General features: G+C 60.9%; 20 protein-coding genes and 2 tRNA genes. 12 read left to right on the forward strand and 10 right to left on the reverse strand.

The window, feature by feature from the left end; all coding sequences use genetic code 11:
* Nucleotides 1-128 precede the first annotated feature (128 nt).
* The 8 genes from lon (at nucleotide 129) to ACEVBK_RS06740 (ending at nucleotide 8,577) form a co-directional block, all read left to right on the forward strand.
* Entirely contained in the window at nucleotides 129-2,480 is a 2,352-nt protein-coding gene (gene lon / locus ACEVBK_RS06705) for an endopeptidase La (RefSeq protein ID WP_375057823.1), read from the forward strand.
* 214 nt (nucleotides 2,481-2,694) lie between these two features.
* Complete coding sequence (gene hupB / locus ACEVBK_RS06710) at nucleotides 2,695-2,967, forward strand: nucleoid-associated protein HU-beta (protein ID WP_375057824.1); 273 nt, start codon at nucleotides 2,695-2,697, stop codon at nucleotides 2,965-2,967.
* Between the two features lie 116 nt (nucleotides 2,968-3,083).
* Nucleotides 3,084-4,979 carry a SurA N-terminal domain-containing protein gene (locus ACEVBK_RS06715; protein WP_375057825.1) on the forward strand — a complete coding sequence of 632 codons (1,896 nt, stop codon included), beginning with the start codon at nucleotides 3,084-3,086 and terminating at the stop codon, nucleotides 4,977-4,979.
* A gap of 207 nt (nucleotides 4,980-5,186) precedes the next feature.
* Entirely contained in the window at nucleotides 5,187-5,828 is a 642-nt protein-coding gene (gene uvrY / locus ACEVBK_RS06720; RefSeq protein ID WP_202087149.1) for a UvrY/SirA/GacA family response regulator transcription factor, read from the forward strand.
* A 6-nt stretch (nucleotides 5,829-5,834) separates the two neighbouring features.
* Nucleotides 5,835-7,664: an excinuclease ABC subunit UvrC gene (gene uvrC / locus ACEVBK_RS06725; RefSeq protein WP_375057826.1), complete on the forward strand. Its 1,830-nt coding sequence runs from the start codon at nucleotides 5,835-5,837 to the stop codon at nucleotides 7,662-7,664.
* A gap of 49 nt (nucleotides 7,665-7,713) precedes the next feature.
* Nucleotides 7,714-8,262 (forward strand): CDP-diacylglycerol--glycerol-3-phosphate 3-phosphatidyltransferase, encoded by a 549-nt coding sequence (gene pgsA / locus ACEVBK_RS06730; protein WP_375057827.1) that lies wholly within the window; start codon nucleotides 7,714-7,716, stop codon nucleotides 8,260-8,262.
* A 134-nt stretch (nucleotides 8,263-8,396) separates the two neighbouring features.
* Nucleotides 8,397-8,470 (forward strand) — tRNA-Cys (locus tag ACEVBK_RS06735).
* Between the two features lie 20 nt (nucleotides 8,471-8,490).
* Nucleotides 8,491-8,577: transfer RNA gene (locus ACEVBK_RS06740), tRNA-Leu, on the forward strand.
* 74 nt (nucleotides 8,578-8,651) lie between these two features.
* Here ACEVBK_RS06740 and ACEVBK_RS06745 read toward each other — a convergent pair.
* A complete protein-coding gene (locus ACEVBK_RS06745; protein ID WP_375057828.1) occupies nucleotides 8,652-9,188 on the reverse strand; it encodes a hypothetical protein in 537 nt (178 codons plus the stop codon).
* A 341-nt stretch (nucleotides 9,189-9,529) separates the two neighbouring features.
* On the opposite strand from ACEVBK_RS06745, the gene ACEVBK_RS06750 reads away from it, so the two are divergent.
* Nucleotides 9,530-10,093: a murein L,D-transpeptidase family protein gene (locus ACEVBK_RS06750; RefSeq protein WP_375057829.1), complete on the forward strand. Its 564-nt coding sequence runs from the start codon at nucleotides 9,530-9,532 to the stop codon at nucleotides 10,091-10,093.
* A 246-nt stretch (nucleotides 10,094-10,339) separates the two neighbouring features.
* On the opposite strand, the gene ACEVBK_RS06755 is transcribed toward ACEVBK_RS06750, so the two are convergent.
* Complete coding sequence (locus ACEVBK_RS06755) at nucleotides 10,340-12,064, reverse strand: sigma-54-dependent Fis family transcriptional regulator (RefSeq protein ID WP_375057830.1); 1,725 nt, start codon at nucleotides 12,062-12,064, stop codon at nucleotides 10,340-10,342.
* Nucleotides 12,065-12,305: 241 nt separating this feature from the next.
* On the opposite strand from ACEVBK_RS06755, the gene ACEVBK_RS06760 reads away from it, so the two are divergent.
* The 3 genes from ACEVBK_RS06760 (at nucleotide 12,306) to ACEVBK_RS06770 (ending at nucleotide 15,534) form a co-directional block, all read left to right on the forward strand.
* Nucleotides 12,306-13,823, forward strand: a complete 1,518-nt coding sequence (locus ACEVBK_RS06760; RefSeq protein WP_375057831.1) for an aldehyde dehydrogenase family protein — start codon at nucleotides 12,306-12,308, stop codon at nucleotides 13,821-13,823.
* Nucleotides 13,824-13,942: 119 nt separating this feature from the next.
* On the forward strand, nucleotides 13,943-15,094 hold the full coding sequence (gene yiaY / locus ACEVBK_RS06765; protein WP_375057832.1) for an L-threonine dehydrogenase: 1,152 nt from the start codon (nucleotides 13,943-13,945) through the stop codon (nucleotides 15,092-15,094).
* A gap of 152 nt (nucleotides 15,095-15,246) precedes the next feature.
* Entirely contained in the window at nucleotides 15,247-15,534 is a 288-nt protein-coding gene (locus tag ACEVBK_RS06770; RefSeq protein WP_375057833.1) for an encapsulin-associated ferritin-like protein, read from the forward strand.
* 200 nt (nucleotides 15,535-15,734) lie between these two features.
* Here ACEVBK_RS06770 and ACEVBK_RS06775 read toward each other — a convergent pair whose 3' ends face one another.
* The 8 genes from ACEVBK_RS06775 to ACEVBK_RS06810 form a co-directional block, all read right to left on the reverse strand.
* Nucleotides 15,735-16,463 (reverse strand): amino acid ABC transporter ATP-binding protein, encoded by a 729-nt coding sequence (locus ACEVBK_RS06775; RefSeq protein ID WP_375058524.1) that lies wholly within the window; start codon nucleotides 16,461-16,463, stop codon nucleotides 15,735-15,737.
* Nucleotides 16,464-16,513: 50 nt separating this feature from the next.
* Nucleotides 16,514-17,614 (reverse strand): amino acid ABC transporter permease, encoded by a 1,101-nt coding sequence (locus ACEVBK_RS06780; protein WP_375057834.1) that lies wholly within the window; start codon nucleotides 17,612-17,614, stop codon nucleotides 16,514-16,516.
* A 1-nt stretch (nucleotide 17,615) separates the two neighbouring features.
* The gene (locus ACEVBK_RS06785; RefSeq protein WP_375057835.1) at nucleotides 17,616-18,800 is read right to left on the reverse strand and encodes an amino acid ABC transporter permease; all 1,185 of its coding nucleotides are present in this window, start codon (nucleotides 18,798-18,800) and stop codon (nucleotides 17,616-17,618) included.
* Nucleotides 18,801-18,869: 69 nt separating this feature from the next.
* Nucleotides 18,870-19,889, reverse strand: coding sequence for an amino acid ABC transporter substrate-binding protein (locus ACEVBK_RS06790; RefSeq protein WP_375057836.1), 1,020 nt, complete (start codon nucleotides 19,887-19,889; stop codon nucleotides 18,870-18,872).
* Nucleotides 19,890-20,484: 595 nt separating this feature from the next.
* On the reverse strand, nucleotides 20,485-21,138 hold the full coding sequence (locus ACEVBK_RS06795; protein ID WP_375057837.1) for an HAD family hydrolase: 654 nt from the start codon (nucleotides 21,136-21,138) through the stop codon (nucleotides 20,485-20,487).
* Nucleotides 21,138-22,154, reverse strand: a complete 1,017-nt coding sequence (locus ACEVBK_RS06800; RefSeq protein ID WP_375057838.1) for an ABC transporter ATP-binding protein — start codon at nucleotides 22,152-22,154, stop codon at nucleotides 21,138-21,140. Before ACEVBK_RS06800 ends, ACEVBK_RS06795 begins: the two co-directional genes overlap by 1 nt.
* A complete protein-coding gene (locus ACEVBK_RS06805) occupies nucleotides 22,154-22,936 on the reverse strand; it encodes an ABC transporter permease (protein ID WP_375057839.1) in 783 nt (260 codons plus the stop codon). The genes ACEVBK_RS06800 and ACEVBK_RS06805 overlap by 1 nt, the downstream gene beginning before the upstream one ends.
* Nucleotides 22,929-23,864, reverse strand: coding sequence for an ABC transporter permease (locus ACEVBK_RS06810; RefSeq protein ID WP_375058525.1), 936 nt, complete (start codon nucleotides 23,862-23,864; stop codon nucleotides 22,929-22,931). The genes ACEVBK_RS06805 and ACEVBK_RS06810 overlap by 8 nt, the downstream gene beginning before the upstream one ends.

Consider the following 23,864-nt stretch of genomic DNA (forward strand, 5'->3'; position numbering starts at 1 on the left):
TTTTGACCGCTTAAAAGGGGCTTCATGCCCCTTTTTCTGTTTTTCCGCCTCAGGCGATTGAATCTGGTGATCCCGCCCCCATATACTGCCCAAGCGCTAATAAATTGCATTCAAGCCGAGAGGACACTATGACCCTAGAGCGTTCCGAACGCATCGAAACCCCCGTCCTGCCTCTCCGTGACGTGGTTGTGTATCCCCATATGGTGATCCCGCTGTTTGTGGGACGGGAAAAATCCATTCGCTGTCTGGAAGCGGCCATGGAGCAGGACAAGAAGGTGCTGCTGATCGCGCAGAAAGATGCGTCTACCGATGATCCCGGGGCCAATGACCTCTATCAGGTGGGCACCATTGCCAACGTGCTGCAGCTGCTGAAATTACCCGATGGCACCGTCAAGGTGCTGGTGGAAGGGGGCCAGCGGGCCCGGCTGGAGCAACTGCGTGAGCAGGACGGCTATTTCGTGGCCGATGCCCAGTACCTGGCCACCGAAGCGCTGGACGAGCGCGAGCAGGAAGTACTGGTGCGCTCGGCCATCACCCAGTTTGAAGGCTATATCAAGCTCAACAAGAAGATTCCGCCCGAGGTGCTGACTTCCCTGTCCGCCATCGAGGACGCTGCCCGCCTGGCCGACACCATGGCCGCCCATATGCCGCTCAAGCTGGAAGACAAGCAGAAGGTGCTGGAAATCGCCCAGGTGGGGGAGCGGCTCGAGTTCCTGATGGCGATGATGGAGTCGGAAATCGATCTGCTGCAGGTGGAGCGCCGCATTCGTGCCCGCGTCAAGAAGCAGATGGAAAAGAGCCAGCGGGAGTATTACCTCAACGAGCAGATGAAGGCCATCCAGAAAGAGCTGGGTGAGCTGGACGAAGTGCCCGACGAGTTCGAGGCATTGCAGCAGAAGATTGAAGAAGCGGGCATGACCGATGAAGCCCGGCAGAAAACCGAAGCCGAACTGGCCAAGTTGAAGATGATGTCACCCATGTCGGCGGAAGCCACCGTGGTGCGTGGCTATATCGACTGGATGATCTCGGTGCCCTGGAAGAAGCGTTCCAAGGTGAAAAAAGACCTGGCCAAGGCCGAGGAAACCCTGGATGCGGATCATTACGGCCTGGAAAAGGTCAAGGAACGCATCATCGAGTACCTGGCGGTGCAGAGCCGGATCAACAAGCTGAAAGGTCCCATATTGTGTCTGGTGGGACCACCCGGGGTGGGCAAAACCTCCCTCGGCCAGTCCATCGCCAAGGCCACCGGTCGCAAATATGTGCGCATGGCGCTTGGCGGAGTTCGGGACGAGGCCGAGATCCGCGGCCATCGTCGCACCTATATCGGCTCCATGCCGGGCAAGCTTATTCAGAAAATGGCCAAGGTAGGGGTACGCAACCCGCTGTTCCTGCTGGACGAGATCGACAAGATGTCTTCCGATATGCGCGGCGATCCCGCTTCCGCCCTGCTGGAGGTGCTGGATCCGGAGCAGAACCACAGCTTCAACGATCATTACCTGGAAGTGGACTATGACCTGTCCGACGTGATGTTCGTGGCGACCTCCAACTCCATGCATATACCGGGACCGCTGCTGGACCGGATGGAAGTGATCCGCCTGTCCGGCTATACCGAGGACGAGAAGCTCAATATCGCCAAGCGCCACCTGCTGTCCAAGCAGATCAGCCGCAATGGCCTGAAAGAAAACGAAGTGGTGGTGGAAGACTCGGCCATCGTCGGCATTATCCGCTACTACACCCGGGAAGCCGGTGTGCGCAGCCTGGAGCGGGAAATCTCCAAGCTGTGCCGCAAGGCGGTCAAGGAGATCCTGCTCAACAAGGAGCTCAAGCAGGTGGTGATCAATCAGGACAACCTGAAGAACTATCTGGGCGTGCACCGCTTCGACTACGGCAAGGCGGAAGATCATAACCAGGTGGGCCAGGTGACCGGTCTGGCCTGGACCGAAGTGGGCGGTGACCTGCTAACCATCGAAGTGGCCAACGTGCCTGGCAAGGGCAAGCTGACCTATACCGGCTCGCTCGGAGACGTGATGCAGGAATCGATCCAGGCGGCGATGACGGTAGTGCGCTCCCGGGCGGGGAAATGGCGCATCAACGCCGATTTCCACGAGAAGCGGGATATCCACGTGCACGTGCCGGAAGGGGCGACGCCCAAGGACGGTCCCAGCGCCGGTATTGCCATGTGCACCGCCCTGGTGTCCAGCCTGACCGGCAACCCGGTGCGTGCCGATGTGGCCATGACCGGCGAGATCACCCTGCGCGGCGAGGTGTTGCCCATCGGTGGCCTCAAGGAGAAGCTGCTGGCGGCTCATAGAGGCGGCATCAAGCGGGTACTTATTCCGAAGGAGAACGAGCGGGATCTGGAAGAAATTCCGGAAAACGTAAAGCAGGATCTGGCCATTCACCCGGTGCGCTGGATAGAAGAAGTACTGGAACTGGCGCTGGAACAGCCGCCGGAAGGCTTTTCCGTCGCTTCCGCTTGAGCTTTTTAGCCAGAAGTCACGGTTTCAGGCTTGTCAGCGGCCATGACTCGCAGTAGCCTTGGGTGGATTTTATTGGAGGCCACCGGCGTGGAAGCTGCCGGGGCCTGTCCGGAAATAGTCGGTGGACGCAGCGTTGTCTGCCGTCAACCAATAACGATATCAAAGTTAAGGTTGTGTCATCTGACCAACGTAAAAAACGACAAGGGGAATGACTGTGAATAAATCTCAACTGATCGACAAGATTGCCGACGGCGCCGACATCACCAAGGCAGCGGCCGGCCGCGCCCTGGACGCCGTCGTTGATGCGATCACCGAGTCACTGAAGGAAGGGGATCAGGTGTCACTGGTAGGTTTCGGTACCTTTGCCGTGCGTGAGCGAGCCGCCCGTACCGGTCGTAACCCGCAAACCGGTGCCACTATCGAGATTGCCGCTGCCAAAACCCCGGCGTTCAAAGCCGGTAAAGCGCTGAAAGACGCCGTCAACTAAGCGACCCCTTAATTGGACTTTTGGTCCGGCAGGTCATGATCCGAAAGGCGCATCACAGGGTGCGCTTTTTTTTCGGATAAGACGGCACTACCGTCTATCGGGAGTAACGACAACTTATGTTTTTTGACAAGTTAAGGGCGGGTGCCCAGGGTACCACCTCCAAAATCATACTGGGATTGATCATTCTGTCCTTTGCCCTGGCCGGGGTGGGCAGTTATGTCACCCGGCCGGTGGTGGAAGTGGCGGCCGTGGTCAACGGCGATGAGATCAGTGCCCAGGCGCTGGAAAATGCCTATCGTAACGAGCGTGCCCGACTGGAAGCTCAGTTAGGGCCCCAGTTCAGCCAACTGCTGGGTGATCCCGCCTATGTGGAGCAAATCCGTCGCTCGGTGCTGGAGCAGATGGTGGAGCAGCGGCTGATCGATCAGAAGGTACAGGAGCTGAAACTGCGGGCCAGCGATGAGCAGGTGCGCAATGCCATTCGCAGCCTGCCGGAATTCCAGCAGGACGGCCGTTTCAGCAATGAGCGTTATCAGCAACTGCTGGCCCGCAGCGGGCTCAGCCCCGAGCAGCTGCGTGACAGCGTGCGCCAGGATCTGAGCCGGCAGATGCTGCTCGATGCCCTGGTCGGTTCCAGCTTCACCCTGGAAGCCGAGGCTGGCTGGCTGGATCGCCTGAGCCGCCAGCAACGGGATGCGGAATATGTGCGCCTGCCGATGGCTGATTTCAGCACTCGTGCCGCACCCGGCGACGAAGAGATAGAAGCCTATTACCAACGGCAGCCGCAACTGTTCCAGCGGCCTGAGCAGGTCAAGATCAACTATGTGCTGCTGGATGCGGGGATGGCATCGGTGGCCGACGTCGCCGAGCAGGCGGTCGAGGACTACTACCAGGCCAACCTGGCCGCCTATACCCAGGCTGAACAGCGCCGGGTAGCACATATCATGATCAACAAGGGCAGGGATGCCGAGCAGAAGCTTCAGGCCATCGCCGAGCGCCTTGCTGCCGGAGAAGCTTTTGCCGAATTGGCTCGTACCGAGTCGGATGATGCTTTCTCCGGCGCCGGTGGCGGTGCTCTGGAATGGATGGAGCAGGGCACCATGGACCCGGCTTTTGATAAAGCGGCCTTCGCCCTCGGCGAGGTGGGTGAGGTGTCCGGGGTCGTGGAGAGTGAATTCGGTCTCCACCTGATTACCCTGCTGGAGCGGCGTCCGGCCGAAACCAAGCCGTTGGCGGAGGTGCGCGACAGCATCGCCGAGCGTTTGGCTCGGGAAGATGCGGCCAATGCCTTCTATGCTCAGGAGCAGCGGTTGGCCGAGCTCGCCTTCGAGTTTCCCGATTCGCTCGACATCGCAGCCCAGGAGTTGGGACTGGAAGTTAAATCGACTGACTACTTCTCCACCCAGGACGCGCCGGCCGAGATCAGCGACCCGCGGGTGCTGACCCAGGCCTTTTCCGCGCACTTGCGCGAGCAGGGTGTAAACTCGGATCTAATCGAGTTGGGCAGCAACAGGGCAATTGTCATCCATGTGACCGAGCACAGGCCCGCTGCGGTTCGTGACTTTGCCGAGGTGCGGGAACAGGCGCGGGAGTTGGCCCTGGCCGCCAAGGCGAGGGAGCTGGCCACAGAAGCCGCGGCCCAGCTGCAGCAAGCCTGGTCCCGTGGTGAACAACAGGCCTGGCTGGAGCAGCATGGCCTGGCAGTCACCGAGCTGAGTGGCCTGACCCGCGAGAGCGAGGAAGAGCCGGCTCTGCTGGATGCCCTTTTCGCCATGCCGGCCCCGGCCGAGCAGCCCAGCCTACGTACCCTGGCGCTGGCGGGGGGCGATCAACTGGTGCTCAAGCTGAATAGGGTGACTACGCCGGAAGACAGTTCCGAGCTGCTGTCCCAGATCCGGGAGGGGCAGAGCGGGATGCTGGGGCAACGGGAATACCTGAGCCTCATCGAGGCGCTCAAGGCCGAGGGCAAGATTGAGTATCGCCGGCTGGCGGCCCAGACCGACAACTTCTGATCACCAAAAGGCGCTTCGGCGCCTTTTGTCTCATTTTTGAAATATCCTGACCCGGAAAGCTGCGGTTTTGTTGCTGGTGTGTTTTTAATTTGATAATAAGGTGTGCTGGTGTTGGCGGGCGTTTTTTTCCGCTGGCATCTTCGCGATGATGCCATCCTTGGGTAAAGTGTTATATGCTAAGCAGGTTAACGCAGTCGGAGAGCAACTTTGATTAACGTATTCCTGGTTGATGACCATGAGTTAGTGCGCACAGGGATCCGACGCATTCTAGAAGACGTCAAAGGAATGAAGGTGGTAGGCGAGGCCAAGAGCGGTGAGGAAGCCGTACAATGGTGTCGTGAACAGCACCCGGACGTCGTTTTGATGGACATGAACATGCCGGGCATCGGCGGCCTCGAGGCCACCCGCAAAATTTTGCGATTCAGCCCGGACGTGAAGATCATCGTCCTGACCATCCATACCGAAAACCCGTTTCCCACCAAGGTGATGCAGGCGGGGGCTTCCGGCTACCTGACCAAGGGTGCCGGGCCGGAGGAAATGATCAATGCCATTCGCCTGGTCCACAGCGGGCAGCGTTACATTTCACCGGAAATTGCCCAGCGTATGGCGTTGAGCCAGTTTTCCAACGAGGAAAACCCCTTCAAGCAGCTGTCCGAACGGGAGCTGCAGATCATGCTGATGATCACCAAGGGACAGCGGGTGACCGATATTTCCGAGCAGCTCAACCTGAGTCCGAAAACGGTGAACAGCTACCGTTACCGGCTGTTCAGCAAGCTCAATATCAACGGCGATGTGGAACTGACCCACCTGGCGATCCGTTACGGTATGCTGGATGCGGAAAAAATCTGACGGCCGATGAGCCAAACGTTTGATGCCAAGGCCTTCCTCAAGGTGGTGACCGAACAGCCCGGCGTATACCTGATGTATGACGGCGCCGGGGAGGTTATCTATGTAGGCAAGGCCAAAAACCTGAGGAAACGGCTGTCTTCCTATTTTCGCACCCATGTCAGCGGTGAGAAGACCCGTGCCCTGGTCCGCCAGCTCCAGGATGTGCAGGTCACGGTGACCCATACCGAAACCGAGGCACTTATCCTCGAACACAACCTGATCAAGCAGCATTTGCCTCGTTACAATGTGCTGCTACGGGACGACAAGTCCTATCCCTATATCATCATCACCGAGCACCGCCACCCGCGCATCGGCCTCCACCGGGGCCAGCGCAAGCACAAGGGCGAGTATTTCGGCCCCTATCCCAGTGGCGTGGCGGTACGCGAGAGTCTGCACCTGATGCAGAAGCTGTTTCCGGTGCGCCAGTGCGAAGACAGCGTTTACGCCAACCGCTCCCGGCCCTGTCTGATGTACCAGTTGAAGCGCTGTGCCGGCCCCTGTGTGGCCGGCCTGGTGAGCGACGAGGAGTACGCCCACCAGCTGCAGCTGGCACGGCTGTTCCTGCAGGGCAAGAACCAACAGGTGCTGGCTGATCTGGCGGACAGCATGGAGCAGGCCAGCCAGACGCTGCGTTTCGAGGACGCGGCCCGCTTTCGCGATCAGTTGCAGTCCCTGCGCAGGGTGCAGGAGCAGCAGTTTGTGAGCGGCAATGTACTGGACGATCTGGACGTGATTGGTCTGGCCCTGGAACCTAGCCTGGCCTGCGTGCAGGTGCTCTTTATCCGGCAGGGCAAGGTGCTGGGCAGTCGCAGCTATTTCCCCAAGATGCCGCCGGATACCGACGCGCAGGAAATACTGCAGAGTTTCGTACTGCAGTTTTATCTCTCCGGCATCGGCGGCCGTGAAGCGCCCGCCGAGATCCTGCTTGACCGGACCCTGCCCGATGAGGAACTGTTGAGCGAGACTCTGAGCCAGCATTATGGCCGTAGGGTGAAGTTGCGTAGCCGTACCCGTGCCGAACGGGCCCGCTTTATCAAGCTGGCCCAGACCAATGCCCAGACGGCCCTGGCCAGCCGCCTGGCCCACAAAAGCACCCAACGCCAGCGCCTGGTGCAACTGGAAGAGGTGTTGGCCACCGGACCCATTGCCCGCATGGAATGTTTCGATATTTCCCACACCATGGGTGAGAAAACCGTGGCTTCCTGCGTGGTGTTCAACCAGGATGGGCCTTTGAAAAGTGAATACCGCCGCTTCAATATCGGCGGTATTACCCCCGGCGATGACTACGCCGCCATGGAGCAGGCCCTGGGTCGGCGTTTTCACCAGGCCGATGCGGACAAGCTGCCCGATGTCCTTTTTATCGACGGCGGCCTGGGGCAACTGGCCAGGGCCGAGGAGGTGGTGGAGCGGGAGCTGGCTGAGAGCCCGCACAAGCCTCTGCTTGTGGGCGTGGCCAAGGGGGTTAGCCGCAAGCCGGGGCTGGAAACCCTGATTATGGGCGGCAGCCACGAGGAACGGCATCTGCCTGCCGACCTGCCGGCACTGCACCTGATCCAGCACATCCGGGATGAATCCCACCGCTTCGCCATTACCGGGCACCGGGCCCAGCGTGGCAAGGTGCGTACCACCAGTACCCTGGAGTCCATTCCTGGCATCGGGGCCAAGCGGCGGCAGGCGCTGCTGAAGTACCTGGGCGGTATCCAGGAGGTGAAACGGGCCAGCGTGGATGAATTGGCCAAGGTGCCGGGCATCAGCCTGGCGCTGGCAGAAAAAATACATGATGCATTGCATCACTGAAGCGCATCATGCACCATGTAACGGCATTATCCCCATGGCTTGAATAACAATGATAAACGTCCCTAATTCCCTGACTTTTTTCCGGATTCTGCTGATACCGGTCTTTATCGTACTGTTCTATTTGCCGTTTGACTGGGCTTACTTTTGGGCCGCGGCGGTATTTACCCTGGCGGCAGTGACCGACTGGTTCGATGGCTTCCTCGCCCGCCAGTTGGAGCAGAGTACTCCTTTCGGCGCCTTCCTTGATCCGGTGGCCGACAAGGTGATGGTAGCCGCCGCCTTGGTGCTGATCGTCGAGGACTACAGCAGCCCCCTGGTGACCATTCCCGCCATGATCATGATAGGGCGGGAGATCATTATCTCGGCCCTGCGGGAATGGATGGCAGAAATAGGCCAGCGTTCACAGGTGGCGGTAAGCTGGCTCGGGAAATGGAAGACCACCATCCAGATGCTGGCCCTTATCGGTCTTATCTGGCAGCAGAGCATCTACATGATCTGGGGTAGCTACCTGCTGCTGTACGTGGCCACCGGCCTGACCCTGTTTTCGGCCTACGACTACCTGAAAGCCGCCTGGGGCGATTTAACGCGGTCAGCCTGATGGCCCCTGTGGATGGCGTACCAAAATTGATATTTACGCATAAAAAATGTGCGAACAGTTCAAACGCGGCAGATTAAAGTTGACTGGCAGATCCTGGCCATTAGAATGCTCAGTCATCTAAATGACCTCTTTCCGGCGCGTTAGCAAAGCGGTTATGCAGCGGATTGCAAATCCGTTTAGAGCGGTTCGACTCCGCTACGCGCCTCCATATCTCCTCAAAACGTCTACGCCCGGATGGTGAAATCGGTAGACACAAGGGATTTAAAATCCCTCGCTGGCAACAGCGTGCCGGTTCAAGTCCGGCTCCGGGCACCATTACAAATTAGATATTTACGGCTATTCATCGCTGTTACCACTCCGTCTTTCCATTTATTACGAATTCCTTTGTACTACCCTGCCATGCACTCATCCAGCCGCCGGTACAGTGCCTGCAGCTCGTCATATACCTGTTGGGTGCGGGATCCGGAGGGGGACAGGGATTCGAAGCCATGGTTATTCAGGCCCCAGGCGTCTTGCCGGGCCAGGCTTATCTGGTTGAAACCGTAAGTGGTGCCGTTATGGTGGGCCAGGGCGCTGAGCTGAAAGCGAATGCGGTAATGGCTCGGGATAATGCCCCACTGGGTGCCGGTAGCGGCGAGCTCTCCGCTGGCGTTGAGCCGGTCTTCTCCCAGATAGTGAATAACCTCGCCTGCTTCGTTTGCCGGCGGGAACAGCCCTGTAGCGCAGCGCCGTGCCCGAGCCGGTGTAAAGGTGGTGTTTGATAAAAAAGAGATGCTTTCAAGCCGGGACGGCTGAGCTTGGGTAATGGCGATGCCCGGGGTGGTAGCCGAGACGCGCTCCCGTTGGGTGCCGGCGAACTGAGGGAAGTCGAGTGCCGTGCAGCCGGCGAGCAGCGCGGTCAGCAAGGGCAGGGCGGCGTAGTTCATGGTGATCTCAACGGTGGATGTACATTTTATTGTGGTCGTAACCTTGGCCGACTACAACGTTCTCCGAGCCCTGGGGGGCGGCATTGCGCCAGGAGCTGACCGCCCTGGCTGAAAGCACGAGAATTTTCTCAGGCACAGATTCCCACCGGCAGCGGCTCGGGCTATTATTGAGGTATCTTTTCACGGTGAATTTGTTATCACTTATGCGTCTTTTAAATGGATTTTCTGCCTCAGCCCTGCTTTTGGCCGCTTTAGTGAATCCTGCCCCGGCGGCTGCCCTCCCTTATCACGGCAGCATCGATAATGTGCTGGCCGCTTATGGTCCACTGGCCGAAATCCGCATGAGGCCGCATTTTATGCGGGCCGGGGTGAGCTATCCCCCCAGGGACATCGTGCTGCTGGCTACCAAGGAAGAGAAAGAGCTGGAGTTATGGGCTCGCAATGAGGGTGACTTCAAGTTCATCCGCAGTTATCCCATCCGCAAGGCGAGTGGTGGCCCCGGCCCCAAGCTGCGCGAAGGGGACAAACAGGTGCCCGAGGGCATCTATCGCGTGACCGACCTTAACCCCAACAGCCAGTTTCATCTCTCCATGCGGCTGGATTACCCCAATTCCTACGATTTGATGCGAGCCCGCAAGGAAGGGCGCACCAATCCGGGCGGGGATATCTACATCCACGGCAAGGCTGAGTCGACCGGATGCCTGGCGATCGGCGATATTGCAGTGGAAGAGCTGTTTGTGCTGGTCAATGCCATCGGTACCGAACAGGTATCGGTGGTGATAGCCCCACACGATCCTCGCCGTAAGCCACTGGACGGCTTCGCTTCCCATCTGCCGCTATGGGCGGTGGAGCTGTATGCGGATATCTCCCGCGAGTTTGCCCGCTTTCCCAAAGACGATATCTGAGCACAGGGGCTGGTGTAACCGGCCCGCTATGCCTTGCGCAGCGGTTATTGCTTCTTTTCCCCTCGCGCATATCGTGGTTACTACTTAAGTGATGCTTGACAGGCCGACTACCCGGTGGTTCTAGAGGCTGGGCATGTTTGGCACCAAAGTAAAAAACGGGTACGGCAACCGGAGCAACTACTGGCGCCCAGGTTACCGATTATGAAACGTGTCTGTCTTCCAAGGAAAGCCAGCTGTCATGCTGGCTTAATTGTCCTTCAGCGCTTTGAGTCGGGCATAGAGGGTGGTGCGGCTCAGCTTGAGGCGACGGGCGGCTTCGCTGACGTTGCCGCCGCATTCGTCCAGGGTCTGCGCTATCAATCTGTCGGCATGGGATTTTAAATCCCCCGTGGCCGGGCTGGCCTTGGTGCTCCCCTCGAAATTCGGCAATTCGGGCAATTGGGCCGGGCTGATACGGTCGTCTTCGGCCAGCACTACGGCCACTTCCAGTACCTGCTTCAACTGGCGGATATTACCCGGCCAGTTATAGTCCCAGAGCCGGGCCAGGGCGGCTTCGTCCAGCACCACTGCTTCCTCCAGCTCAGCCAGCAAGCTCTGCACCAGCCGCATAAAGTCGTCGCGCTCATAGTCCCGCAGCGGCGGCAGGCTGAGTGAAAAGCCGTTCATCCGAAAGTACAGATCCTGGCGAAAACCGCCGTCCGTCACCATGGCGGCCAGATCCCGGTGGCTGGCCGCCACCAGTTGAAAATCCACCGGCTCTGGGGCATGGCTGCCTAGCGGGATCACCGCCTTTTCCTGCAACACCCGCAGCAGCCGGGTCTGGGCCGCCAGCGGCAGCTCGCCGATTTCATCCAGGAACAGGATGCCGCCCTGGGCGGCACGGATATAGCCGGGCCGTCCCTGCTTGCTGCCGCCGGTGAAGGCACCAGGCAGGTAACCGAACAGTTCGGCCTCGAGCAGCTCGGCGGGCAGGGCACCGCAGTTCACCGCCACCAAGGGCCCCTGGGCTCGGCCGCTCTGCCGGTGCAGGCGGCGCACCAGGTGATCCTTGCCGGTGCCGGTTTCTCCCTGAATCAGCAGCGGGATGCAGCGGGCCATCAGCTTGAGGGCAGTGGCCTCGAGGCCGGAGCTCGCCGCCGGCGCGGAGCGGGAGGCCGGACGTCGTCCGGGCTGGCGGCTCAGCAGAGCCATGCCCGACCCCACCGGGGTGAGCTCGCCCTGGCGGAGATCGTTCAGCATGGCGGGTATGTCCAGATCGGGCAGCCAGTGGCGGGCGCTACGGTTGGCCCCCAGCAGCTTGCCATCTTCCCGCAGGGCGATGATGCCGGACCAGGGCTGTTGCAGGCTGCCCGCATCGGGGGCCAGGCTCAGGATCCAGTGGGTGTCGTTGTGGTTCATCACCAGGGCATTTTCCACCGACAGGGCCATCAGCCGGGCGGTAAGCAGCATGTCCTGGCAGTGCTCCCCGGCCTCGCTGGAGATGTCGATCACACCCAGCAGCTCACCGCTCGGCGACAGTACCGGACTGGCGCTGCAACTGATGCCCTGGTTGGCGGCCAGAAAATGCTGATTGCCCAGGATACAGATTTCTTTCTGTTCGTTGAGGGCGGTGCCGATGGCGTTGGTGCCCATGCTCTGCTCATGCCAGCTGGCGCCGCTGGCCAGGGCCACCTTCTGGGCCTTGTTGCCGAAGTGAGGATCGCCGCTGGTAAAGAGGATGGTGCCCTCGGCATCGGCGAAGATCAGCCGGCAGTGGCGACCGTGTTGCAGCTGCTCGAACAGCGGCAGGGTATTGTTGAGGTAGCGCAGCAACAGGACATGCTGTTGCTGTTTTTGCTGCAAGGCCGACAGCGACAGACAGCGGGGGTCAACATGTCCGCTGTGGCTTAAACCATAATCCTTGCTGCGTTGCCATGAACGTTCCAGTAAACCTTGGTCCTGGGGCTGATAAAGTACCGTCGTGATGGTCATGGTCCCTGCCTGTTAAGAAACTGAACACCTGTACTGAACACCCTGTCCAGACCTTGGACAAGGTACCTTGCCAACCGGGGAATGGACCCCCTTAGGTTAGTCTTTCGAAGGCTGCATTGTAACGACTTTTTAACTTTGTTTACTTGATCTGTTACAACTGGCACCGACTTTGCACCTACCTTCTTGCAAGCGCCGACTGGCGTCAACGTCAATCGAGAGATTACCCGCAAGGAGAGCCGTGATGATTTATCAGCAACCAGGACAAGCCGGAGCCGTAGTCAACTTCAAGGCCCGCTACCAGAACTTTATCGGTGGTCAGTGGCGCGAGCCGGTGAACGGCCGCTATATGGAAAATGTCTCGCCGGTGAACGGCGCCGTGTTCTGCGAAGTGCCCCGCTCCGATGCCCAGGACATCGATCTGGCGGTGCAGGCGGCAAGCCAGGCCTTCGTGACCTGGAGCAAGACCGCCGTGGCGGAGCGGGCCAACATCATGCTGCGCATTGCCGATCGCATCGAGCAGAACCGCGAGCTGCTGGCGGTGGCGGAAACCTGGGACAACGGCAAGGCGGTGCGCGAGACCCTGGCCGCCGACATCCCGCTGGTGGTGGATCACTTCCGCTACTTCGCCGGCGCCATCCGCGCCCAGGAAGGCACCGCCGCCGAGCTGGACGCCAGCACCGCCTCCTATCACTTCCACGAGCCGGTGGGGGTGGTGGGGCAGATTATACCCTGGAACTTCCCGCTGCTGATGGCGGCCTGGAAACTGGCACCGGTGCTGGCCTCGGGCTGTTGTACCGTGCTCAAGCCGGCGGAGCAGACGCCGGCCTCGATCCTGGTGATGATGGAGCTGATTGGCGATCTGCTGCCCCCCGGCGTGATCAACGTGGTCAACGGCCTGGGCAGGGAAGCGGGCGAGGCCATACTGCGCCACCCGGGCATCGCCAAGCTGGCCTTTACCGGCTCCACCCCGGTCGGCATCCATATCCTCAAGGCGGCGGCCGAGCGGCTGATCCCCTCCACCGTGGAGCTGGGCGGCAAGTCGCCCAATATCTTCTTCGAGGACGTGATGCGCTACGAGCCGGAATTCGTGGACAAGTGTATCGAGGGCATGCTGCTCACCTTCTTCAACCAGGGCGAGGTTTGCACCTGCCCGTCCCGGGCCCTGGTTCAGGACAGCATCTACGACGACTTCATGGAACGGGTGCTGGTGCGCGGCCGTCAGATCAAGCAGGGCAACCCGCTGGATACCGAGACCCAGGTCGGGGCCCAGGCGTCCCAGGAGCAGTTCGATAAAATCTTGAGCTATATGCAGATCGGCCGGGACGAAGGCGCCCAGATGCTGCTCGGCGGCCAGGCTAATCGCATCAGCGGCCTGGAGAACGGTTTCTACATCCAGCCCACCATCTTCCAGGGCGACAACAAGATGCGGGTATTCCAGGAAGAGATCTTCGGCCCGGCGGTGGGGGTGACCCGCTTCAGGGACGAGGCCGAGGCCCTGGCCCTCGCCAACGACACCGAGTTCGGCCTGGGTGCCGGAGTCTGGACCCGGGATGTGAATCGCGCCTACCGCATGGCCCGGGGCATTCAGGCCGGGCGCATCTGGATGAACTGCTACCACGCCTATCCGGCCCACGCCGCCTTCGGCGGTTACAAAAAATCCGGTATCGGCCGCGAAACCCACAAGATGATGCTGGATCACTACCAACTGACCAAGAACCTGCTGGTGAGCTACGACAGCAACCCGCTCGGTTTCTTCTGACAACCCGGTCCGGCGCCGTCGGTTGGCGGTGCCGGTGCCCATTTCAAGAGCACGGTTTTTATCCGGTCGCAGGGGAGAGGCGGCCACATACTCAACCCGAAACAACATAGGGAAGCATCATGACTACAGCTACTTTCTATATGCCGTCCGTCAACCTTATTGGCGCCGGTGCGGTGGAGCAGGCGGTAACCCAACTGAACCAGTCCGGATTCCGTCACGCCCTGATCGTCACCGACAAGCCCCTGGTGGAGCTGGGCTATGCCGGCCAGTTGCAGCAGGCCCTGGCGGCCCAGGATATCCAGGCCAGCATCTTCGACCAGGTACAGGCCAATCCCACCACCGGCAACGTGGAAGCGGGGCTTAAGCTGTTGCGGCAACAGGGCTGCGATTCGGTGATTTCCCTCGGCGGCGGCTCGCCCCACGACTGCGCCAAGGCCATCGCCCTGGTGGCCAGCAACGGTGGCGATATCCGCGACTACGAGGGGGTGGACAAGTCCGCCAAGTCCCAGTTGCCGCTGGTGGCCATCAACACCACCGCCGGCACCGCCTCGGAAATCACCCGCTTCTGCATCATCACCGACGAGTATACCCACATCAAGATGGCCATCGTCGACAAGCACGTTACCCCCATTATGTCGGTCAACGATCCCGAACTGATGAAGAAGATGCCCAAATCGCTGACTGCGGCCACCGGCATGGATGCCCTCACCCATGCGGTGGAAGCCTATGTGTCCACCGCCGCCAACCCCATCACCGACGCCTGTGCGCTGAAGGCGGTAACCCTGATAAGCCAGAACCTGGCCCGGGCGGTGGCGGACGGCACCGACATGGAAGCCCGCAACCAGATGGCCTATGCCCAGTTGCTGGCCGGCATGGCCTTCAACAACGCCTCCCTGGGCTATGTGCACGCCATGGCACACCAGTTGGGCGGCTTCTACGACCTGCCCCACGGGGTCTGCAACGCCATATTGCTGCCCCATGTGCAGCGCTTCAACAGCCGCGCCGCCGCCGCCCGGCTGAAGGACATCGCCGCCGCCCTGGGCCAGGACGTGGATTACCTGACCGATAAGGAAGGTGCCGACCGTGCCATCCAGGCCATAGTGGCCCTGGCGGAGCAGGTGGGCATTCCTTCCGGCCTGGCCGGACTCGGGGTGAAGGAGGAAGACTTCCCGGTACTGGCCGGTAACGCCATGAAGGACGCCTGCGGCCTGACCAACCCGGTACAGCCCAGCTTTGATGACGTGGTCGCCATCTTCCGCGCCGCCTACTAAGGCGCACCCGAGCGGGGTTTTCGTGCAGACGAGGGCTCCGTCCATTTTGTCATCGCTTCGTGCCCTCCGAGCTCCCCGGTTGCAAAACCCGGGAGCTCGACCAGACTGAATATCAGTCGAGCCTCATTAATCCCCCTGCAAGGAGACGCATCATGGCAAACGAAGGCTATCACGAGCCCATCGACGAGCTCAGCGAGCAGACCCGGGATATGCACAGGGCCATCACCTCGCTGATGGAAGAGCTGGAGGCGGTGGACTGGTACAACCAAAGGGTGGACGCCTGCCAGGATCCCGAGCTCAAGGCCATACTGGCCCACAACCGGGACGAGGAAAAAGAGCACGCCGCCATGGTGCTGGAGTGGATCCGGCGCCACGATGCGACGTTCGACAAGGAGCTGAAGGATTACCTGTTCAGCAACGGCAAGATCAGCGATCACTGAGCATCATCAAACGACGGCCGTTCAGCTTGATGACAAAGTTCATTATCTGCTTTTTTGCCAGATAGTTTCCCTTTTTTCAGATGCTTAACCATGGTCATCTCCGCGAAGGCGGAGATCCATGACAGTGTGCACTGGACTCCCGCCTTCGGGAGTGACTACAGAGAATGACGAAGCTTGGTCAGCCGTCAGCCGTCTTGCGTTTAATGCCCCAGTATCTGGCTCAGGAACAGCCGGGTTCGTTCCGACTGGGGGTGGTGGAAGAAGTTTTCCGGATCGTTCTCCTCGATGATCTGGCCCGCGTCCATAAAGATCACCCGGTCCGCCACGGTGCGGGCGAAACCCATCTCGTGGGTGACGCACATCATGGTCATGCCTTCTTCCGCCAGTTCGATCATCACGTCCAGCACTTCCTTGATCATCTCCGGATCCAGCGCCGAGGTGGGCTCATCGAATAGCATGATTTCCGGGTTCATGCACAGGCTGCGGGCGATGGCCACCCGTTGCTGCTGGCCACCGGAGAGCTGGCCGGGATACTTTTTGGCCTGATCCTGGATCTTGACCCGGGTCAGCAGCTTCATGGCGATCTCTTCCGCCTGCCGGCGCGGCATCTTGCGTACCCAGATCAGCGCCAGGGTACAGTTTTCCAGCACCGTCAGGTGCGGGAACAGGTTGAAGTGCTGGAACACCATGCCCACCTCGCGGCGGATGGTTTCGATGTTCTTGACGTCGTTGGTGAGCGGGGTATTACGCACGATGATGTCGCCTTCCTGGTGCTCCTCCAGCCGGTTGATACAGCGGATCAGGGTGGATTTTCCCGAGCCAGAAGGGCCGCAGATCACGATGCGCTCGCCCTTGGCCACGGTCAGATCGATATCGCGCAACACATGAAAGTCACCGTACCACTTGTTCACCCCGCGCAGGGTCACCATGGCTTCCTTGTTCTGTTGTTCCATTACTCAACTCCAGTGCCGGTGTACGGCTAGCGTTTCTTGTGACCGGTGTGCAGTTTACGTTCAAGGTGCTGGCTGTACTTGGACATGCCGTAACAGAACACCCAGAACACCAGGCCGGCAAAGACATAACCTTCGGTGGCATAACCCAGCCAGTTGGGATCGGCCAGACCGGCCTGCACGATAGCGAGCAGGTCGAACAGGCCGATGATCAGCACCAGGCTGGTATCCTTGAACAGGGCGATAAAGGTATTGACGATGCCCGGTATCATCAATTTCAGCGCCTGGGGCAGCACCACCAGTATCATCATCTTCCAGTAATTGAGACCGAGCGCCTCGGCCGCTTCATACTGGCCCTTGGGGATGGCCTGCAGGCCGCCGCGCACTACTTCCGCGATATAGGCGGATTGAAAGAAAATAATGCCGATCATGGCCCTGAGCAGCTTGTCTAGGGTCAGCTCCTGGGGCACGAACAGCGGCAGCATCACCGACGACATGAACAGCACGGTGATCAGTGGCACCCCGCGCCAGAATTCGATAAACACCACCGACAGGCTGCGCACTATCGGCATATGGGAACGGCGACCCAGGGCCAGCAGGGTGCCGATGGGCAGGGCGGCGGTGATGCCGACCACGGCGAGGATCAGGGTCAGGGTGAGGCCGCCCCACTGGTGGGTGGGCACTATGGTCAGCCCGAACCAGCCACCGTACAGCAGCACATAGGCGACAAAGGGGAAGACGACCACCATGAAGGGCGCCAGCCACATCTTGCCCGGGAGCTTTGGCAGCGCCAGCCACAGCAGCTGGCCTACAAACAGCAGGAAGGTGAGGTTGATACGCCACAGCTCAGACGAGGGATAAAAGCCGTAGGTAAACTGTTGCAGCCGGTTGCTGATAAACACCCAGCAGGCACCGCCGCTGATGCAGGCGTCGCGGCTGGTGCCCAGCCAGTCGGCCCGGATAAACGCCCAGTCGATGATGGGAACCAGCAGCAGATAAAGCCCGTACAGCCCTGCCAGGGTGAACAGGCTGTTGATGGGGCCGGAAAACAGCCGGGTTCGCAGCCAGCCCAGTACACCGGTGCTGGCAAGCGGCGCCGGCCGCTCGGGGGTCAGAGTGTCTTTGAACATGTTATCGCTCCACCAGTGCCATGCGGCTGTTGAACCAGTTCATAAAGAACGACACCGTCAGGCTGATGGTCAGGTACACCAGCATGGTGATGGCAATCACCTCGATGGCCTGGCCGGTCTGGTTCAGCGTGGTGCCGGCGAACACCGACACCAGATCCGGGTAGCCGATGGCGGTGGCCAGCGACGAATTCTTGGTCAGGTTGAGGTATTGGCTGGTCAGGGGCGGGATAATGACCCGCATCGCCTGGGGAACGATCACCAGCCGCAGGGTCAGGGTGTCTTTTATGCCGAGGGCATGGGCCGCTTCGGTCTGGCCGTGGGAAATGGCCTGAATGCCGGAACGCACGATTTCGGCAATAAAGGCGGCGGTATAGATGGTCAGTGACAGCCACAGGGCCAGAAACTCGGGAATAATGTTCATGCCGCCACGGAAGTTGAAGCCGCGCAGCTCCGGGTAGTTCCAGTCCAGCGGTGCACCCAGCAGCAGGAACATCAGCCCGGGCAGGCCGATGACAAGTGCAACAGACAGCGACCACACGGGCAGGCGCTTGCCGGTGGCATCCTGGCGACGATGGTTGAAGCGGAACAACCACACCGACAGGCCGACGGCCAGGAGCAGGGCTGGCCAGATAAAGTGGAAGCCGGCTCCGGGTATGGGCTCGGGCAGGTAGAGGCCGCGTACGTTGAGGAAGATGCTGTCGTTGATGTTCAGGCTGTCCCGGGGGCCGGGCAGGGTTCGCAGCACCGCGAAGTACCAGAAGAACATCTGCAGCAGCAGCGGCAGGTTGCGGAAGATTTCCACATAGGCGGAGGCCACCTTGGCGATCAGCCAATTGGGAGAAAGCCGTGCCACGCCGATGATAAAGCCCAGTATGGTGGCGCCGATGATACCGAGGAAGGACACCAGCAGGGTATTGAGCAGGCCCACCACAAAGGTACGGCCATAGGTGTCGGTTTCGCTGTAGGGGATCAGCGACTGGGCGATGGCGAAGCCGGCCGGATCGTCGAGGAAGCCGAAACCGGTGGTAATGCCGCGGGTGTTCAGGTTGGTGAGGGTGTTGTCGACAATAAACCAGATCACGCCCGCCACGGCACTGAGCAATATTGCCTGGAACAGCAGGGCCCGTTTGGCCGGATCCCGCCAGAATTTGACATCAGAGTGCTTGTGGTTCGCCGATGAGGACATAAGCCCAATCCTCGTACAAGTCTGCAGATCGGGCTGCGCCTTGGCGCAGCCCGGGGGAGGGTGAGCGTATCAGCGAACAGGCGGGGCGTACTGCAGGCCGCCTTCGGTCCACAAGGCATTGAGGCCGCGGTCGATCTTGAGCGGAGAGCCCTGGCCGACGTTGGCATCGAAAATTTCACCGTAGTTGCCGACCAGCTTGACGATGCGATAGGCCCAGTCCTTGTCGAGCCCCATGCCTTTGCCAAAGTCGGCGTCTTCGCCCAGCAGGCGGCGGACATCGGGGTTTTCGCTGCCCTTCATCTCATCCACGTTGGCCTTGGTGATGCCCAGCTCCTCGGCGTTGACCATGGCGAAATGGGTCCACTTGACTACGTTGAACCACTGATCGTCACCCTGGCGTACCGCCGGGCCCAGGGGCTCCTTGGAGATCACCTCGGGCAGGGCGACGGCGCCTGCGGGATCGGACAGTTTGATGCGCAGGGCGTAGAGCTGGGACAGATCCGAGGTCAGCACGTCGCAGCGGCCGGCTTCCAGCCCCTGGACCGTCTGCTCCGAGGTATCGAACACCACGGCGCTGTAACTGATGCCGTTACGGCGGAAGTAATCGGCCACGTTCAGCTCGGTGGTGGTGCCCGACTGGATGCAGATAGCGGCCCCATCCAGTTCCTTGGCGCTGTTCACCCCCAGTTCCTTCTTGATCAGGAAGCCCTGGCCGTCGAAATAGTTGATGCCGGTGAAATTGACGCCCAGGTCGGTGTCGCGGCTCGAGGTCCAGGTGGTGTTGCGGGACAGTACATCGATTTCACCGGACTGCAGGGCGGTGAGGCGTTCCTTGGCGTTGAGGGGGATATACTGCACCTTGTCCGGATCGTTGAAGACGGCCGCCGAAATGCCCCGGCACAGATCCACGTCCAGCCCTTTCCAGATGCCCTTGTCGTCCGGGTTGGAAAATCCGGGCAGGCCGCTGTTTACGCCACACTTGAGTACGCCTCTTTGCTTTACCGAATCCAGGGTTGCCGCCTGGGCCTGGGACAGTCCCGCCGCCAGGGTAGCCGCGACCAGAAGAGCCGTTTTTCCTTTGCCTGTCATAATCACTTCCTCTTGAATTGCACGGGCAGATGAGCGTCATTTGTTAAAGGCATAAAACACCGATGCCTTGCTAGAGTTTTAGCACAAAGAAAAAACGTTCATGTTAATGAATGGTAAAAATTAGAGGATGATCCAGTAAAAACTTCCTGCCGTGATGGATTGCTCATTACTTTGTCTAAAAAATGGTCATTTATTATGATTTATCGATTATCACGGGTAATTATTGTGGTTTATCAAGTCAAGTAGCTCCTCGTTTGGGACTTACATGACCGTGGCTGCGGGGCAGCCGCTTGGCTTCGTTGGCCAATGCCGCCAGTTCGAAATGAGAGTGGCAGCATCGGGGACCCGGGGCGACCGCGCCGCTGGCCAGGTCGAGCAGGGGGCTGCGGGTTGGTGTACCGGGCCCGACCGAAGGCGACGGTTGGCGTTGCCATCAGCCTGCTCAGCCGTCAGGAACCACCTTCACCGACCGTGAAATGCCAGAGATGGCATTTCCGAGCTTACATGGATGTACTTTGACCGCCTGTCGGAGGAGGCGCTGCAGCCTCATCTCCACATGGCAGCAGGCGGCCCGATTCGTGACTGATAAACAAGTTCACAGTCGCCAGCGCAGATTCGCCCAGCCCCGTTCGGCGGCCAGCCGCGCCAGGTGGTCGCCGCCGTTGATCACCGTCGGCCTGTCCACGTATTCCAGCAGCGGCAGATCGTTGAGTGAGTCGCTGTAGCCGTAGGTCAGTTCGGGAGCCAGCCGCTGCTCGGCCAGCCACTCCTGCAGCCGGGTGATTTTGCCTTCCTGGTAGCTGTACACCCCGCGGGTGCGGCCGTTGTAGATGCCGTCGCAGCACTCGAGCCGGATGCCGATGGCATGGTTCACGCTTAAGGAGCGGGCGATGGGCCTGACCAAATGCTCGCCGGTGGCGGAGATGATCAGCAGCTCGTGGCCCAGGCGCCGGTGCCAGTCCAGCCGATCCCGGGCCTCGGGATAGACGAGGGGGGCGATGTCCTGCTCGATGAATTCCTCCACCAGCGGGGTCAGATCCGCCGGCTGCCAGTGACGGATGGGGGACAGGGTCAGCGCCATATAGGCGTCCATGTCCATCCGGCCCTGGTAGTAGGCGCTCATCAGGGCGCGCTCCTGCGCCAGTATGGCCGCCGACGCCAGCTTGCGCCGCACCAGGAATTCCAGCCACAGGCTGGCGGAATCGCCGGCAATCAGGGTCTCGTCCAGGTCGAAAATCGCCAGGGTCATCAGGCTACCTCGTTCAGTTCTGCGGTGTCGAACAGCAGCTCCACCTGCCGGCCTGCCGGCAACAGGGTGCGGGCGCCGCGGTTGAGCCGGTCCACCATGAGTTCGCCGCCCACCGTCTGTACCCGGTAGCGGACCACGTTGCCGAGCAGCTGGTGCTGCGCTATCCGTGCCGGTACCGGGGCCGTCATGGCCGGGCCGTAGTCCCGCCCGGGTTCACGCAGGTAGATGGACTCGGGGCGGATGGCCAGTTTGCCGTCTATTTCGAGTCCGAGCAAGGCCCTGGCCTGGTCGGGCGAGAGCAGGTTGTAGCTGCCCATAAAGCCGGCCACGAAGTCGCTGGCCGGGCGGGTATAGACCGCCTCGGCGGTGTCGGCCTGCACTATGCTGCCCTGGTTCATCACGAAGATGCGATCCGACAAGGTCAGCGCCTCTTCCTGATCGTGGGTGACGAAGATGGTGGTCAGCCCGAGCTGCTGCTGGATGGCGCGGATCTGCTCGCGCAGCCGCTTGCGGATGGGGGCATCCAGGGCGGAGAGCGGCTCGTCCAGCAGCAGGATGCGCGGGCGCACCACCAGGGCCCGGGCCAGGGCCACCCGCTGGCGCTGGCCGCCGGAAAGCCGGGCCGGATGGTGGTGCTCCCGCCCGGCCAGGCCCACCAGATCCACCGCTTCCGCCACCCGGCGGGCGATCTCGCTCCTGTCCAGTTTCTGCATGCGCAGGCCGAAGGCGATATTGCCGGCCACCGTCAGGTTGGGGAAGAGGGCGTAGCTCTGGAACACCATGCCGATGCCCCGCTGCTGGGGTTTGAGCCAGGTGATGTCTTCCCCCGCCACCCGGATCTGGCCGGTGTCCGGGGGCACCAGTCCCGCCAGGCTGCGCAGCAGGGTGGACTTGCCGCAGCCCGAGGGACCGAGCAGGGTGATGAACTCGCCCTGGCGGATGTCGAAATGAATGTCGTGAAACACGGGGGTGTCGCCGAAGGACTTGGCGAGGTGGGCAACTTCCAGATAGAACATCAGGCTCTCCGGGACTGCAGGCGCAGGGCCAGCCAGGTGGCGGCGCCGATAAACAGGAAATAGGACATCACCATGGCGCTGGTAAAGTGACCGCTGTTGGTGCGTTGGCTGTACAGGTAGACCTGCAGGGTCTCGAAGCGGGTGCCCACCAGCAGGTTGGCGAACACGAACTCCCCGAACAAAAAAGAAAAGGCCAGGAACAGGGCGCTGAGCAGGCCATTCCTGATGTTGGGCAGCACCACCTGCAAAAAGGCGCGGGTGGTGCCGGCCCCCAGTAGGTGGGCGGCGTCCATCAGGTCTGGCAGGTTCACCGCCTCCAGGTTGTTGGCCAGCGCCCGGTACATAAAGGGCAGGGCGAGGGTGAAATAGCAGAACACCAGTATCCAGGGCGAGCCCACCAGGGGCAGGGGGCCGCCGGCGTAAAGCTGCAGCAGGCCCACCGAGGACACCACGGGCGGCACCGCGAAGGGCAGCAGGATCAGCAGGTTCATCAGCCCCTTGAGCCGGGGAAAATGGTAGAACACCACGAACAGGGTGGGCAGGATCAGCAGCAGGCTCAGGGCCAGGGCGGCGGCGCACACCAGCAGGGAGCGGCCGAAGGCGGCGAGGAAGCGGCCGTCGGACCAGAGCCGGAGATACCAGTCCAGGGTGAAGCCCCGGGGCAGGATCTGCGCCCCCCACTGGGCGGAGAGGGAATATACCAGGGTGATGAGGATGGGAATGGCGAGCAGCGCCACCAGGGCCCAGACCGTCAGCCGGGCGGAAAGAGGGATCTTATTCATAACGACTCCGGGCGATCAGCCACTGATTGACGGCGGTGACCAGCAACAACAGCCCCATCAGCAGCAGCGCCAGGGCCGCCGCCAGCTGTGGTTCAAGGAAGATATCCCCCGCCACCAGGCCGGCTATCTGGATGGTGACCAGGTTGTAGTTGCTGGTCATCAGCGCGTAGGTGCTGGCGTAGGCGCCCAGGGCGTTGGCCAGCAGTATGATGAAGGTGCCGAGCAGGGCCGGGCTCAGTACCGGCAGCGCCACCCGCAGCCAATAGTGCAGCGGGCCGGCCCCGAGCAGGGCGGCGGCTTCGCGCCAGTCGGCCTTGATGGCGTCGAAGGCCGGATAGAGCAGCAGCACCGCCAGCGGGATCTGGAAGTAAGTGTAGAGCAGGATAAGCCCGGCCCGGGAGTAGAGGTGGAACCCCTCGAACAGGCCCAGTTCCTGCAGCAGCAGGGTGGCGGCGCCGTTCATGCCCAGCAGCACGATAAAGGCGAACGCCAGCGGCACCCCGGAGAAGTTGCTGGCCATGGTGGTGAAGGCCACCACGGCGTCCTGCAGCCGGCCGGGCACCTGCCGCAGGGCCGCCGTGCCCGCCAGGGCGATGGCCAGCCCCAGCAGGCTGGACCAGAGTGCCAGATCCAGGCTGTTGGCGAAGGACTGGCGGTAGTAGGGGGAGCCCAGGATCTGGCCGAAGTTGGCCAGGCTCCAGTCGCCGCCGGCCTGGAAGCTGTGGATCAGCACCCAGGCCATGGGGGCGAGCTGGAACAGGCCGAACACCAGGGCGAAGGGCAGCACCAGGGCGAGCGGCATAAAGCGGCGCCAGGGAGCGGGTTTGGCTGACGAGACGGCCGGCGGAGCCGTTCCCTTTGTCCGCTCATCGAGAGCGGAGGTGGCTGCCGCTGTGCCGCTATCGGCATCTGGTAATTTGCCGGATAT

The organism is Zobellella sp. DQSA1 (genome assembly GCF_041950555.1).
Taxonomy (GTDB): domain Bacteria; phylum Pseudomonadota; class Gammaproteobacteria; order Enterobacterales; family Aeromonadaceae; genus Oceanimonas.